Genomic DNA, 14,188 nt, shown 5'->3' with positions numbered 1-14,188 from the left:
CATCACTTTCGGAAAAATCGAATTGTGACCGGCGGCGGTCCCGGGCTGCGGCGCTGGCTCTTGACCGCCCCGCCCGCCCTTCTTAGAATTTCCGCATAACAATAAAAAGTTTCCAAAATGCGAAATTTGATGATGAGCCGTGCCGAGCCTGTCAAGGCCGCACGGGAACGAGGAGGAAACGATGAACCCGCACGAGACAGGCCCTGCCGCCGAGGTCCAGACCGCCAATGGCGTGGCCAACCGTACGGCCGGGGGCGCTGGAGCCGGCGACGCCACGGCCGGCCAAACCACTGCGGAGGTCCGGGAGCTCTACCTGCCCTTCGGCGGCACGGACCCGGACTTCTACATCCCGGCCGACCGCGACCGCACGTCCGGCGGCATCTCCCGCTGGTTCCGGGCGCTGCCGGTGTTCGGCCGCGGGTCCTAGCTGTCAGCCTGGTCCGCAGGGGCGGGGATCCGAACGGCCGGGCCGCTGACCGTGATTCCGCCGGCAGCGGGAATCGCCACCGTGAGCAGTCCCGGCCGGCCGACATGCCGCCCCTGGCGGATTAAGATGCGCGCCGGCGCGTCGACCAGGCCCAGCAGGCGCAGGTAACCGCCAACCGCCGCCGCGGCGGCCCCGGTCGCAGGGTCCTCCGTGATAGCACCCACGGGGAAGAGGTTGCGGGCCTCGAAGGCGTCATCGGCAACCCGGTGCAGGACGGTCACCGTCGCAGCCCAGCCCTGCGCATCCATGAGCCTGCGCACCGCATCCGGATCGAAGCCGAAGGAGTCGAACACGGTGGCGTCGGCGACCACCAGCACCGGATGCCAGTTTCCCGAGTACGCGATCCGCGGCGGATAGGCCGGATCGAGGTCGGCGCGGGTGAGGCCGAGCAGCCCGAGGAGTTCAGTCAGGACGTCGTCGTCGAATGCTGCCACCTGTGGCTCGACGCCGGTGAACGATGCGGTGACGTCGGCGCCGTCGCCGGCTGTTTCGATGACGACGGGGCCCACCGGGGTGTCGAAGGTGAAGGAACCTGCCCCGTCACGAAGGCCGTTTCGGCGTACCCGACGGCGGCCGCCACGGCCAGCATTCCGGCATCGTCGAGGTGGCGGGCGTCCAGGACCAGACCGGCTGGATTGCCGCCGTCGGGTGAAGTGGAAAAAGCCGCATAGCGGAGGACTTCGGGGGTGTTTTCCATGGCCCGATCCTCGCATACCGGGTGCCGGCCCTGACCGAGTAGACCTATCCGGCGACCAGCTTCCGTGCCGCTGCGGAATGCTCCGCAATGAGCCCGGCGACGTCCAGGCCCGGGATCTGCCCGTCGACCACGCGCCACTCGCCGCCCACCATGACCCGGTCGGCCCGGTCCGCGCCGCACAGCACGAGGGCTGCGAGGGGGTCGTGGCTGCCGGAGAACCGCAGCTCATCGAGCCGGAAGAGGGCCAGGTCCGCCTGCATCCCCGGCGCCAGCTGGCCCAGGTCCGGCCGGCCGAGGACTGCGGCGGAACCGCGTGTGGCCCAGCCCAGTGCGCGTTCCACCGGGACCTGCGCACCGTAGCGCAGCCGCTGCAGGTACAGTGCCTGCCGCACCTCCAGGATCATGTTCGAGGCATCGTTCGACGCCGAACCGTCCACGCCCAGTCCCACCGGGACGCCCGCGTCCTCCAGTTCCAGCACCCTGGCCGTGCCCGATGCCAGCCGCATATTGGACGTGGGGCAGTGCGCGACGCCGGTTCCCGCGGCCCCCAGCGCGGCAATCTCGGCGTCGCTGAAGTGGATGCCGTGGCCCAGCCAGGTCCTGGCGCCCAGCCACCCGACGCTGTCCAGATAGTCCACCGTACGCAGTCCGAACCTCTCCCGGCAGAACTCCTCCTCGTCCAGCGTCTCGGCGAGGTGCGTATGCAGCCGGACATCGTGGCGTTCGGCCATGGCGGCGCTCTCGGCCATGATTTCCCGCGTCACGGAAAACGGCGAGCACGGAGCCAGCGCGATCTGGATGACCGCTCCGTCGCCGCGCTCATGGTATTCGCCGATGAGCCGCTCGCTGTCCGCCAGGATGAGCTCCGCCGGCTGGACCGTGGACTGCGGCGGCAGGCCGCCGTCGGCCTCCCCGAGCGTCATGGACCCGCGGGTGAGGGTGGCCCGCATCCCCAGCTGCCGGACCGCGCGGACCTCAATGTCGATCGCCTCTTCCAGGCCGGCCGGGAAGAGGTAGTGGTGGTCCGCGGCCGTGGTGCAGCCGGAGAGCAGGAGTTCGGCGAGGGCGGCCGTGGCGGCCAGTTCCAGGTCGCGGGGCGTGAGCCGTGCCCAGACGGGGTAGAGCTGCTGCAGCCAGGGGAACAGCGGGGCGTTGGCCACGGGACCCCAGGCGCGCGTGAGGGTCTGGTAGAAGTGGTGGTGCGTGTTGATGAGGCCGGGCAGCAGGACGTGACTGCCGGCGTCGAACGTCTCCTGGCAGGGGGCCGACGGCTGCTGGCCGGCGGCCAGGACCTCGGTGATGACCCCGCCGCTGACCACGATTCCGCCCGAGGCGTCGAGGTTGTTGGCGGTGAAGGCGGCGAGGGGGTTGCGGATCCAGAGGCGGGAGGCGGAGGGCTGTGCCGGCATGGCGGTTTCCTGTCTGAGCGTGCGGAAAATGAGCCAGCTCAGTGTGGGCCTGTCTGCTGATCCAGGCGCCCGGCTCGCGGCGCCGGTTGGGGTTCAGGCTAGGCTGGCGGGATCGCGGAAGTCAACGCCGCGGATTGTGACACCTTGGAAACCAAAATTTCACATCACGAAATTTACTTTCCAAAATCTATGGCGTGGCTCACGTTCCGGTGCTAATGTCGATTTTGCCAAAGGCGGGCCCCCGGTCTCCGGGGAAGCTATCTACCAGGCGCAACTGAACCTTCAAAAGCAAATGCTGAAGCCTGGTAACCGTCGCATCTGGTCCTGTCTTTCCACCTCGGCGTACCGGCTTCCACGGCAAAGGGAGTCGCATCATGAGCACCACCGTCACGGCCCAGGAGTTTTTGGCCAGATCCATTGAGTTAGCCACTGCCAACGTCCTCAACAGCGGGGGCCCGTTCGGTGCCGTCATCGTTACCGCCGACGGACAGGCGTTCGACGGCGTCAACCGCGTCACCGCCACCAACGACCCCACCGCCCACGCGGAGGTGATGGCCATCCGCCGGGCGTGCAGCGAACTGGGCACCTTCGACCTCACCGGGGCCATTCTCTACACCAGCTGCGAGCCGTGCCCCATGTGCCTGGCCTCGGCACTGTGGGCACGCGTGGGGCGCGTGGTGTTCGCCGCCGACCGGCACGACGCCGCATCCGTCGGCTTCGACGACGCCGTGTTCTACGAATACTTCGAAAACCGCCAGCGCCAAGCGCTTATGCCGGTCGCCAAACTTGAACTGGAGAACCCCCAGGCGCCTGCCATCCTGGAACCGTTCAACACGTGGAACACGCTCGCATCCAGGATTGACTACTAGGTCGGGTGGCTGAGATGACAATCCTGGACACCACTCCCGACGGCCGGCAGCAGGCGGCGGCCCCCGAGCCGCCGCAGCCGTCGAATGCCTTCCTGGACCGGTTCTTCGAAATTACCAAGCGCGGTTCCACTGTGGCCCGCGAGGTGCGTGGCGGCCTGGTCACCTTCTTCACCATGGCTTACATCGTCATCCTGAACCCCTTGATCCTTGGCGGGTTCAGCGCAGACAATGCCCCCACCGACGTCGCCGGCGGCTGGCTGTCCGCTGCGCAGGTCGGCGCTGTCACAGGTCTCACCGCCGGCGTCATGACCATCCTGTTTGGCTTGATCGCCAACCTCCCCTTCGGGCTGGCGGCAGGTTTGGGCATCAACTCCTTCCTCGCTGTGGCCGTGATCCACGAGGTCACGTGGGCCGAGGCCATGGGGCTGGTGGTGATCAACGGCATCCTGATCGTCCTCTTCGGTGTCACCGGCGCCCGGACGGCGATCTTCCGGGCCGTGCCGAAAGAGCTGAAGGCCGCCATTACCGTGGGCATCGGTCTGTTCATCGCCTTCATCGGCTTCGTGGACTCCGGCTTTGTCCGGGCCACCACCGCAGGGCCCCCGGTCCAGTTGGGCGACAACGGTTCCATCACGTCGGTGCCCACCATGGTGTTCATCTTCGGCCTGCTGGTCATGGGTATTCTCGTGGCCCGCAAGGTCCAGGGCGGGCTGCTGATCGGCATCGTGGCCACCACAGCGCTGGCCGCGGTAGTCGAGGCGGTCATGAAACTCGGTCCCGGCAGCGAGAGCAACCCCGGCGGCTGGCACCTCAACACCCCGGTTCTCTCGGGGCGGTTGGTTTCGGCCCCGGATCTGGGCCTGGTAGGCCAGTTTGACCTGTTTGGTGCCTTCGGCCGGATCGGCGGGCTGGCCGCGACGATGCTCATTTTCACTCTGGTGTTCACCAACTTCTTTGACGCCATGGGCACCATGACCGGCCTGGCGAAGAGCGCTGGTGTGGCACACAAGGACGGCACGTTCCCGCGGCTGAAGCCTGCCTTCATCGTCGAGGGCCTGGGGGCCGTGGCCGGCGGCGCCACCTCAGGATCATCCAACACGGTGTACATCGATTCCGCTGCCGGCATCGGGGAGGGAGCCCGCACCGGGCTGGCCTCCGTGGTCACCGGAGTGCTGTTCCTGGGCTCGATGTTCCTGACACCTCTGACCTCCGTGGTGCCCCTGGAAGTCGCTGCTGCCGCCCTGGTTGTGGTCGGCGCCATGATGATGGCCCAGATCCGCGAGATCAAGTTCAGCAAGTTTTCCGTCGCGCTGCCGGCCTTCCTGACTATCGTCACCATGCCGTTGAGCTACTCCATCGCCAACGGAATCGGCGTCGGCTTCATCTCCTGGGCGGTCATCAGTGCCTGTTCCGGCAAGGCCAAGAAGGTGCATCCGCTCATGTGGGTGGTCACTGCCGGCTTCCTGGTGTACTTCGCCCGCGGACCGATCAACGCGCTGCTGGGCGCGTAGGAAACCACACGTCACACGGTGCTTCCGCCCGAGCAGGATAGGAACAAGAATATGGACACCATCGCCGCGCAGGAAAGGGGCGTGCAGCAATGTTGGAGCTGATGCCCTCGCTCAGGGACTGGCAGCCGGCAGTCACCGGCAGGCGCTGCGCGGTGGCAACCGTGGTGGGCGCCGGCGGTTCCGTGCCGCGTCCGGTGGGAACCTCCATGCTGGTCTCCGAAGCCGGCGATGTCCTGGGCAGCCTCTCCGGCGGCTGCATCGAAGGTGCCGTCGTGGCGGCGGCCATGGAGGTGATCGACGACGGCGGCGCGCGCCGCGAGTCCTTCGGCTACAGTCCCGAGGACGCGTTCGCCGTCGGGCTCACCTGCGGGGGCGAACTCGACATCCACATCGAACTGCTGGACGACGCCCTGACCGTGGTGGAGGCCGTGACTCCCGCCGCGGGCGTGGCGCTCATCCGGCGGGTGGATGTCCGCCGGCCGGATGGCCGCCTGCCCGAAGGCGGCGGCGCCGTCGTCATTGCCGATCCTGCCGGCTACGAGATCGAACAGTCCGGGGCCATGGCCGCGTTACTGGGAGTCGCCGGGGACGGGGACCGCGCCCTGCTGCTGGCGGCGGCCGCACAGCTGACGCCGCTGCTGCGCAACGGGACCACCGGTGTGGTGAGGTTGGCGGCGGACGCCGGATGCTTCGGCGGCCCGGCTGATGAGCCCGTCACCCTGCTGGTCGAGAGCCGGCTTCCGCCGCCACGCCTGCTGGTCTTCGGGGCCAACGACTTCGGAGCGGCCCTGGTGCCGGCCGCCAAGCTGCTCGGCTACCACGTGACCCTGTGCGATGCGCGGCCGGCCTTCGCCCGGCAGGAGCGCTTCGCCCTGGCCGATGACGTGGTCACGGACTGGCCGCACCGGTACCTGGCTGCCGAAGCCGCGGCGGGCCGCCTCGATGCCCGGACCGTTGTTTGTGTGCTCACCCACGATCCCAAGTTCGATGTTCCGCTGCTGGAGACGGCGCTGCGCCTGGACCTGGCGTATGTCGGGGCCATGGGATCGCGGCGCAGCCACGGGCAGCGGCTGGCGTCCCTGCTCGCTGCAGGCGTGGCGCCGGAGGAAGCGGGGCGGCTGCATTCGCCGATCGGACTGGATCTGGGGGCGGTCACCCCGGCCGAGGTGGCCGTCTCCATCACCGCGGAGATCGTGGCCGGCCGGACCCGGTCCGCCCGCGGCCTGTCCCTTAAGGACGGGAGCGGTCCTATCCACCAGGTGGCCGGGACGGCTGCCGCCCCGCAGCAGCCCACCCGGCAGCACCGCATTCCGCAAGACCGCATTCCGCACCGCTCCACCCCGCAACACCAGGAGATGTCATGGACATGAACACCATCGAGGCCGTGGTCCGCACCTCGGATCCGGCCGACTGGCGCGACGGCGACGCCTGGCTGGCCGGCGGCACGGTCCTGTTTTCCTACGGCAGCTTCGCCTTTGGCCGCGAACCCCTCCGGCGGCTCCTGGACCTCGGCGCCACCGGCTGGCCGGCGGTCACCGTGTCCGACGCCGGAATCGACCTCGCGGCCACGTGCACCATCGCCGAACTCTATGCGGTGCCGGAATCGGACGCCGGCCGGGCCCGTGCGGCTGCGTGGCCCGGGCTGGAGCTGATCCGGCCATGCTGCGATTCGTTCGTGGCATCCTTCAAGGTCTGGAACATGTCCACCGTGGGCGGCAACCTCTGCACGTCCCTGCCGGCCGGGCCCATGATCTCGCTCTGTGCCGCCCTCGACGGCACGGCCACGGTGCTCGGCCCGGGCGGCACCCGCCGCGAGGTCCCCGTGCGCGACTTTGTCACGGGCGACGCGCGCAACTGCCTCGCTCCCGGCGAGCTGCTCCGCAGCGTCCACCTCCCGGCGTCGGCCCTTGCCTCCCGGGTGGCGTTCCGCCGGCTCTCGCTGAGCAACCTGGGCCGCTCCGGCGTGCTGCTGATCGGACGGCAGGGGCGTGCAGAAGATGGCGCCGACGGTGCGCTGGTCCTGACCGTCACCGCCGCCACCAAGCGGCCCGTGCAGCTGCGCCTGCCTGCCGGCGCGGACGACGCCGGCACAGGTGCCGAGCTCGACGCCGCCATCCCGGACGGGCTCTACCACGATGACATCCACGGCCTGCCCGCCTGGCGCAAGGACATGACCTACCGGCTGGCCGAGGAAATCCGCGCCGAACTGGCCGCGCCGGCCGGCACGGCACCGGCACGCGTTTCCGGTGACTTCTGGCCTCCGCGGCGCGCGTCAGCGCAGGCTTCGCAGCAGGAAGGGGCCTGAGCATGGCCGTCGAGAACAACAGCGCAATCGAAATCACTGGCGCAATCGAGATCAACGGCGTCCCGGCGCTGGCCGGCCCCCGGCCCGGGCAGTGCCTGCGGACCTTCCTGCGGGAGCAGGGGAACTTCGGCGTGAAGAAGGGGTGCGACGGCGGTGACTGCGGGGCCTGCACCGTCCACGTGGACGGCGTCCCCGTGCACAGCTGCATCTACCCCGCGGTCCGGGCCGAAGGCCGGGCCGTGACCACGGTGGAAGGCCTCGCCGGTCCTGAAGCCGGCTCCGGCCTGCATCCGGTGCAGCAGCAGTTCCTGGAACGCCAGGGCTTCCAGTGCGGATTCTGCACGGCGGGCATGGTGATGACGGCAGCCACCTTCGACGACGAACAGAAAGCGAACCTGCCCCGGAACCTCAAGGGGAACCTGTGCCGCTGCACCGGCTACCGGGCCATCGCTGACGCCGTCTGCGGCGAGGCCGGGCACAGCGAATCCAGCCACCCGGACCCGGCAGCGCTCGGGTCCGGGGCCGGCGGTGACGCCCAGGCTGGCCCCCGGCCAAAGCCACAGCCCGGCCAGCTCGGCGACGACGTCCCCGCGCCGGCAAGCCTCGCCGTCGTCACCGGCAAAGCCCGGTACACACTGGACGTTCCCCCGGAGGAGCTCCCCGGGCTGCTGCACATCAAGCTCCTGCGCTCGCCGCACGCCCACGCCCGGATCCTTGCCATCGACACCTCGGCGGCGCTGGCCGTTCCCGGCGTCGTCGCGGTGTTCACCCACGAGGACGCGCCCGCGCAGCTGTTCTCCACCGCCCAGCACGAGCTCTACACCGACGACCCGGACGACACCCGGGTGCTCGATGACGTGGTCCGGTTCGTCGGGCAGCGGATCGCCGCCGTCGCCGCGGAGACCGTGGCCGCAGCGGAAGCCGGTGTCCGGGCGCTGACGGTGGAGTACGAGGTCCTGGACGCGGTGTTCACCGCGCAGGACGCGCTGCGCCCCGGCGCCCCGCTGGTCCACGGCGACAAGGACGCCGCCACCGCCCGCATCGGCAGGCCGGAGCGGAACGTGGTGGCCGAGCTCCACTCCGAACTGGGCGACGTCGCGGCGGCCTTTGCCTCGGCGGCCTTCATCCACGAACAGACGTACCGCACCCAGCGGGTGCAGCACACCGCGCTGGAGACCCACGCCGCCATCGGCTCCATTGACGACGACGGCCGGCTGCAGATCCGCACCTCCAGCCAGGTGCCCTTCCTGGTCCGGCGCACCCTGGGCCGGGTTTTTGGCCTGCCGGAAGATGCGATCCGGGTGGTCGCGGGACGGGTGGGCGGCGGCTTCGGCGGCAAGCAGGAAGTCCTCACCGAAGACATCGTGGCGCTCGCCGCGCTGAAACTGCGGCGGCCCGTGCAGCTCGAATTCACCCGCACCGAGCAGCTCACTGCGTCCACCACCCGGCACCCGTTCACCATCCACCTCAAGGCCGCCGCCAGCGCCGAGGGCAAACTGACGGCGCTGCAGCTGGACGTGCTGACCAATGCCGGCGCCTACGGCAACCATTCCGTGGGCGTGATGTTCCACGGCTGCGGCGAATCCCTGGCCGTGTACAACTGCGCCAACAAGAAAGTGGACGCCCACGCCGTGTACACCAACACTGTGCCGTCCGGGGCATTCCGTGGCTACGGGCTGAGCCAGACGGTGTTCGCGATCGAATCCGCGATCGACGAGCTCGCAGCCGGGATCGGCATGGACCCGATGGAGTTCCGCCGCCGCAACATGGTCCGCGAGGGCGACGACATGCTCTCCACGCACCCGGACCCGGAAGAGGACGTGCTCTACGGCAGCTACGGACTGGACCAGTGCACGCGGCTGGTGCAGGATGCCCTGGACCGCGGCCGGGAACGCTACCGGACCGCCGGGCTCGAGGACCTCGGCCCGGGCTGGGTCACCGGGGAGGGCGCGGCGCTGTCCATGATCGACACCGTCCCGCCGCGCGGCCACTTCGCCCACTCCAGGCTCCGGCTCCTGCCGGACGGGACATACGCCGCCGACGTCGGGACCGCCGAGTTCGGCAACGGCACCACCACCGTGCACGCCCAGCTCGCCGCGACCGCGCTGGCCACGACTGCCGCCCGGATCCTCGTCCGGCAGTCCGACACCGACCTCGTGGACCACGACTCCGGCGCCTTCGGCTCGGCCGGGATCGTGGTGGCGGGCAAGGCCACGCTCGCCGCGGCCGAGGACCTCGCCGTCCGCCTCCGCGCCTTCGCCGCCGGCCTCCGGCAGGTCCCGGCCGCCGGCTGTGTGCTGGACGGCGACGCCGTGGTGTGTGAGGGAACCCGGGTGCCGCTGACGGAACTGCACGACGCCGCCGCAGCCGCCGGCGTCGAACTCGCCGCCGAGGGGCATTGGGGCGGGACGCCGCGCTCCGTTGCCTTCAACGTCCAGGGCTTCCGGGTGGCCGTGAACACCGGGACAGGGGAGCTGCGGATCCTGCAGAGCGTGCAGGCCGCCGACGCCGGCGTGGTGGTGAACCCGCGGCAGTGCCGCGGGCAGATCGAAGGCGGCATCGCCCAGGCCCTCGGCGCCGCGCTGTACGAGGAAGTCAGGGTGGACGACGCCGGCCGCGTCACCACGGACATCCTGCGGCAGTACCACATCCCCACCTTCGCCGACGTGCCGCGCAGCGAGGTGTACTTCGCCGATACCAGCGACAAACTCGGACCGCTCGGGGCCAAGTCCATGAGCGAAAGCCCGTTCAACCCGGTGGCACCGGCCCTGGCGAACGCCATCCGCAACGCCACCGGGGTCCGGTTCGCCGAACTGCCGATCTCCCGCGACAAGATCTACCTGGGCCTGAAGGAAGCCGGCCGGGTCCCCTCGCTGTAGAGCCCCTCCGCCAAAGCAACGCGGGGTCAGATATCGCCCATGGGAGCGCTCCCAATGGGCGATATCTGACTCCGCGTTGCTGTCGTAGCAACCGATTATGACTGACCGAGGTCCCGCCACCCTTGACTGATAAGTGATCCGGGTCATACCGTTATTTCACTACTCGATACCCATCTTCCGCATTGTGGAAAGAGAAGCAATGACGCTCCTGCCGTTCGTTCTTTGGCGCAAGTCCCGACGCGGAATGCATGGAAGACCCTTTCAAGAAGCGAGACCACGATGCAGACGACCCCGATGACCGGCGTCGACCCGGCAGCCGAGACCGCAGCTGAATTGAACAAAGCCACCCACCCTTCCATGGGTGTCGACGCGCTTTGCGATGCAGCCAGCGCCGCCTCCGGCCGGACGATCAGCCCCACCCTCTACAACATTGACCTCGCTCCGACGAAGCGGGAAGGCCGCCGCTGGACGAGCTACAGCATCTTCACCCTCTGGGCCAACGACGTCCACAGCCTTGGAAACTACGCCTTCGCCATCGGACTCTTCGCCCTCGGGCTCGGCGGCTGGCAGATCCTGCTGGCCCTGGGCATCGGAGCCGTCCTGCTGTTCGGGCTGCTCAGCTTCTCCGGCTTCATGGGCGTCAAGACCGGTGTCCCTTTCCCCGTCATGAGCCGGATCAGCTTCGGTATCCGGGGAGCCCAGATCGCCAGCCTCCTGCGCGGCGCGGTGGCCGTGGCATGGTTCGGCATCCAGACCTACCTGGCGTCGGTGGTGCTTCGCGTCATGCTCGTCGCCATGATTCCCTCGCTCCGGGACCTGGACTCCAACGCCGTTCTTGGCCTCTCCACGCTCGGCTGGGCAGCGTTCGTGTTCCTCTGGATCGTGCAGCTGGTCATCGTGAGTTTCGGCATGGAAATGATCCGCAAGTACGAGGCGTTCGCCGGGCCCATCATCCTGGTCACGATGGCCACCATGGCTATCTGGATCTTCGTCCAGGCTGGCGGCTCCATCGCTTGGTCCTCGAACCACGCCCTCGAAGGTATCGACATGTGGCGCACCATCTTTGCCGGCGGTGCCCTGTGGGTGTCCATCTACGGAACGTTCGTCTTGAACTTCTGTGACTTCACCCGGTCGGCCGTCTCCAAGAAAGCGGTGGTGCGGGGCAACTTCTGGGGTATCCCCATCAACATGCTCCTCTTCGGCGCAATCGTAGTGGTCATGGCCGGCGGCCAGTTCAAGATCAACGGCACCATCATCAAGAGCCCGTCGGACATCGTCCAGACCATCCCGAATACCCTGTTCCTTGTCCTGGCCTGCCTTGCCCTGCTGATCCTGACCATCGCCGTGAACTTGATGGCGAACTTTGTGGCTCCCGTCTACGCCCTGACCAACCTCTTCCCGAAGCACCTGAACTTCCGCAGGGCCGCCTGGGTCAGCGGCACGATCGGCCTCATCATCCTGCCGTGGAACCTGTACAACAATCCGATCGTGATTGTGTACTTCCTGGGCGGACTCGGAGCGCTCCTTGGTCCGCTGTTCGGCGTCGTCATGGCCGACTACTGGCTGCTGCGCCGCGGCAAGGTCAACGTGCTTGAGCTGTACACCGAGGACCCCGCGGGTGCCTACCAGTACAAGAAGGGCTTCAACGCCAGGGCGATCATCGCGCTGGTGCCCGCCGCCTGCGTTGCCCTCCTGGTTGCCTTTGTTCCGGCGTTGGAAGCCGTCGCCCCGTTCGCGTGGTTTGTCGCGGCCGGAATCGCCGCGGCGATCTACTACGCCATCTCAGACCGCTCCCAGCGGTTCGACGACATCGACGGCGAGGCGATCGCCGTCGCCAGCACCCACTGACCGGACTGTCTGAAAGCGGAACCACCATGCGGATCCTTGTAGCCAACGTCAACACCACCCAGTCCATGACGGACTCCATCGCCGCGCAGGCGCGCCAGGCCGCGCTACCGGGCACGGAGATTGTGGGACTCACTCCCCGGTTCGGCGCGGACTCCTGCGAGGGAAACTTTGAGAGCTACCTCGCCGCGATCGCCGTCATGGACAAGGTCCTGTCCTATCCCGAGCCGTTCGACGCCGTCATCCAGGCCGGCTACGGCGAACACGGCCGCGAGGGCCTCCAGGAGCTCCTCGACGTTCCGGTCGTGGACATCACCGAAGCGGCCGCGAGCACGGCGATGTTCCTTGGCCACAAGTACTCGGTGGTCACCACCCTGGACCGGGCCGTGCCGCTGATCGAGGACCGGCTGAAGCTCGCGGGCCTCGACGCACGGTGTGCCTCGGTCCGGGCCAGCGGCATGGCCGTCCTGGAACTGGAAGAGCACCCGGACCGCGCCGTGGAGGCCATCATCGAACAGGCGCTCCTGGCCGTCCGGGAGGACAAAGCGGAAGTTATTGTCCTCGGGTGCGGCGGCATGGCCGGCCTCGACGAGGAGATCCGGGCCCGTGCCGGGGTCCCCGTGGTGGACGGTGTGGCGGCGGCAGTCACGATCGCCGAATCGCTGGTCCGGCTGCAGCTGAGCACATCGAAAGTCAGGACCTATGCAGCCCCGCGGCCCAAGATGGTCATCGGCTGGCCGCTCGCGGCTGCCTCCGCGCCGGTCACGCCGTGAGCAACGCGGGGTCAGATTCGGCCCATGGGAGGGGCCTCAACGGGCGATATCTGACCCCGCGTTGCTGTTCCGGCCTATAGTCGGATGATGGAAAAGCGACAGTTGGGCAAGACCGGGCGGGACGTCTCCATCGTTGGACTGGGGACCTGGCAGCTGGGCGCGGACTGGGGCAACGTGGACCCGGCGCAGGCGCAGGCCATCCTCGCCGCCTCCGTGGACGCGGGGGTCACGTTCCTGGACACGGCGGACGTCTACGGCGACGGGCGCAGCGAGCAGGCCATCGGAGCGTTCCTGGCCGCCAACCCCGGGCTGGACCTCACGGTGGCCACCAAGATGGGCCGCCGGCTGGACCAGGTGCCGGAGAACTACAACCTCGCCAACTTCCGCGCCTGGACGGACCGGTCCCGGCGCAACCTGGGCATGGACTGCCTGGACCTGGTTCAGCTGCACTGCCCGCCCACCGCGGTGTACAGCAACGCCGAGGTCTACGACGCCCTGGACACTTTGGTCAGCGAGGGCGCCATCCGGAACTACGGCGTCAGCGTCGAACGCACCGACGAGGCGCTCGAGGCCATGCGCCACGACGGCACGGCCACGGTGCAGATCATCCTCAACGCCTTCCGGCTCAAACCGCTGGACGAGGTCCTGCCTGCCGCGGAGGCCGCCGGGGTGGGGATCATCGCCCGGGTGCCGCTCGCCTCGGGCCTGCTCTCCGGCAAATACACCGCGGACACGACCTTCGCCGAGGACGACCACCGGAACTACAACCGCACGGGATCGGCGTTCGACGTCGGAGAGACGTTCTCCGGCGTGGACTTCGGCCAGGGCCTGAAGGCGGTGGCCGAGTTCGAGGACCTGGTGCCCGACGGCGTCAGCACCGCCCAGGCGGCCATCGCCTGGATCGCGGCGCAGGACGGCGTCAGCACCGTGATCCCGGGCGCACGGAATGTGGAGCAGGCGCGCTCCAACGCCGCCGCCGCGTCCGTCAGCGGCATTGACGCCACGTTCGACGTCGGCGTCCGGGAAATCTACGACCGCTACTTCCGCGACACCATCCACCCCCGCTGGTAGCCGCCCGCTTAAACCAACGCGGGGTCAGATACGGCCCATGGGAGGCGCGCAAAATCATACGGTCGTTGCAACATTCTGTTTTTGGAGGTTGCTATGCCGAGTGGTTATCCGGCGCCGGATGCGCTGAAGGATGAGTTCTTTTCACTTCTGCGGCAGGGGGTGTCGGTGAAGGAGGCCTCGGCCCGGATTGGGGTGTGGCGCAGTAATACGCAGCGGTGGCTGGGCAAGACTGGCGGCATGCAGATGCGTATGGGTGTTGATGGAGGCGTTGAGGCGGGCCCGGTGCCCGCTGTCCGGCCGGGGTCCAACCGGCTTGATCTGGTGGACCGGGCGGTGATCATG

The 14,188-nt window shown here is 68.5% G+C and carries 10 protein-coding genes and 2 pseudogenes; 10 read left to right on the top strand and 2 right to left on the bottom strand.

Annotated features, from left to right (window positions below; genetic code table 11):
* Positions 1 to 181 precede the first annotated feature (181 nt).
* Entirely contained in the window at positions 182 to 427 is a 246-nt protein-coding gene (locus CFN17_RS03095; RefSeq protein ID WP_208751615.1) for a hypothetical protein, read from the top strand.
* On the opposite strand, the pseudogene CFN17_RS03090 reads toward CFN17_RS03095, so the two are convergent.
* Both CFN17_RS03090 and CFN17_RS03085 read right to left on the bottom strand, forming a co-directional pair.
* Positions 424 to 1,184 (bottom strand): annotated as a pseudogene (locus CFN17_RS03090) (PhzF family phenazine biosynthesis protein). The gene CFN17_RS03095 and the pseudogene CFN17_RS03090 overlap by 4 nt on opposite strands.
* Before the next feature lie 44 nt (positions 1,185 to 1,228).
* On the bottom strand, positions 1,229 to 2,593 hold the full coding sequence (locus CFN17_RS03085) for an 8-oxoguanine deaminase (protein ID WP_208749916.1): 1,365 nt from the start codon (positions 2,591 to 2,593) through the stop codon (positions 1,229 to 1,231).
* Positions 2,594 to 2,967: 374 nt separating this feature from the next.
* Here CFN17_RS03085 and CFN17_RS03080 point away from each other — a divergent pair, with 374 nt between their 5' ends.
* From CFN17_RS03080 to CFN17_RS03040, 9 genes and pseudogenes are all read left to right on the top strand, one after another.
* Complete coding sequence (locus CFN17_RS03080; protein ID WP_208749915.1) at positions 2,968 to 3,462, top strand: nucleoside deaminase; 495 nt, start codon at positions 2,968 to 2,970, stop codon at positions 3,460 to 3,462.
* A 14-nt stretch (positions 3,463 to 3,476) separates the two neighbouring features.
* The gene (locus tag CFN17_RS03075) at positions 3,477 to 4,973 is read left to right on the top strand and encodes an NCS2 family permease (RefSeq protein WP_208751311.1); all 1,497 of its coding nucleotides are present in this window, start codon (positions 3,477 to 3,479) and stop codon (positions 4,971 to 4,973) included.
* A gap of 89 nt (positions 4,974 to 5,062) precedes the next feature.
* Positions 5,063 to 6,343, top strand: a complete 1,281-nt coding sequence (locus CFN17_RS03070; protein WP_208749914.1) for an XdhC family protein — start codon at positions 5,063 to 5,065, stop codon at positions 6,341 to 6,343.
* Positions 6,334 to 7,278 carry an FAD binding domain-containing protein gene (locus tag CFN17_RS03065; RefSeq protein ID WP_208749913.1) on the top strand — a complete coding sequence of 315 codons (945 nt, stop codon included), beginning with the start codon at positions 6,334 to 6,336 and terminating at the stop codon, positions 7,276 to 7,278. The genes CFN17_RS03070 and CFN17_RS03065 overlap by 10 nt, the downstream gene beginning before the upstream one ends.
* Positions 7,279 to 7,280: 2 nt before the next feature.
* Entirely contained in the window at positions 7,281 to 10,157 is a 2,877-nt protein-coding gene (locus tag CFN17_RS03060) for a molybdopterin-dependent oxidoreductase (protein WP_208749912.1), read from the top strand.
* A 279-nt stretch (positions 10,158 to 10,436) separates the two neighbouring features.
* Positions 10,437 to 12,005 carry an NCS1 family nucleobase:cation symporter-1 gene (locus CFN17_RS03055; protein ID WP_208749911.1) on the top strand — a complete coding sequence of 523 codons (1,569 nt, stop codon included), beginning with the start codon at positions 10,437 to 10,439 and terminating at the stop codon, positions 12,003 to 12,005.
* 26 nt (positions 12,006 to 12,031) lie between these two features.
* The gene (locus CFN17_RS03050) at positions 12,032 to 12,775 is read left to right on the top strand and encodes an aspartate/glutamate racemase family protein (RefSeq protein ID WP_208749910.1); all 744 of its coding nucleotides are present in this window, start codon (positions 12,032 to 12,034) and stop codon (positions 12,773 to 12,775) included.
* A gap of 87 nt (positions 12,776 to 12,862) precedes the next feature.
* On the top strand, positions 12,863 to 13,846 hold the full coding sequence (locus CFN17_RS03045; protein WP_208749909.1) for an aldo/keto reductase: 984 nt from the start codon (positions 12,863 to 12,865) through the stop codon (positions 13,844 to 13,846).
* A gap of 93 nt (positions 13,847 to 13,939) precedes the next feature.
* Positions 13,940 to 14,188, top strand: a pseudogene (locus tag CFN17_RS03040) (IS30 family transposase); the annotation flags it as partial.

This window comes from Arthrobacter sp. PM3, from assembly GCF_003352915.1.
Lineage (GTDB): Bacteria > Actinomycetota > Actinomycetes > Actinomycetales > Micrococcaceae > Arthrobacter.
The sequence above is the reverse complement of the archived record's forward strand: the minus strand, read 5'-3'. Positions and strand labels throughout refer to the sequence as shown.

What these genes read in the sequence shown, in the direction of transcription:
- CFN17_RS03070 (WP_208749914.1), top strand. Translation starts at nt 5,063, where the DNA reads ATGTTGGAGCTGATGCCCTCGCTCAGGGACTGGCAGCCGGCAGTCACC.
- CFN17_RS03095 (WP_208751615.1), top strand. Translation starts at nt 182, where the DNA reads ATGAACCCGCACGAGACAGGCCCTGCCGCCGAGGTCCAGACCGCCAAT.
- CFN17_RS03065 (WP_208749913.1), top strand. Translation starts at nt 6,334, where the DNA reads ATGGACATGAACACCATCGAGGCCGTGGTCCGCACCTCGGATCCGGCC.
- CFN17_RS03080 (WP_208749915.1), top strand. Translation starts at nt 2,968, where the DNA reads ATGAGCACCACCGTCACGGCCCAGGAGTTTTTGGCCAGATCCATTGAG.
- CFN17_RS03075 (WP_208751311.1), top strand. Translation starts at nt 3,477, where the DNA reads ATGACAATCCTGGACACCACTCCCGACGGCCGGCAGCAGGCGGCGGCC.
- CFN17_RS03085 (WP_208749916.1), bottom strand. Translation starts at nt 2,593, where the DNA reads ATGCCGGCACAGCCCTCCGCCTCCCGCCTCTGGATCCGCAACCCCCTC.
- CFN17_RS03060 (WP_208749912.1), top strand. Translation starts at nt 7,281, where the DNA reads ATGGCCGTCGAGAACAACAGCGCAATCGAAATCACTGGCGCAATCGAG.
- CFN17_RS03055 (WP_208749911.1), top strand. Translation starts at nt 10,437, where the DNA reads ATGCAGACGACCCCGATGACCGGCGTCGACCCGGCAGCCGAGACCGCA.
- CFN17_RS03045 (WP_208749909.1), top strand. Translation starts at nt 12,863, where the DNA reads ATGGAAAAGCGACAGTTGGGCAAGACCGGGCGGGACGTCTCCATCGTT.
- CFN17_RS03050 (WP_208749910.1), top strand. Translation starts at nt 12,032, where the DNA reads ATGCGGATCCTTGTAGCCAACGTCAACACCACCCAGTCCATGACGGAC.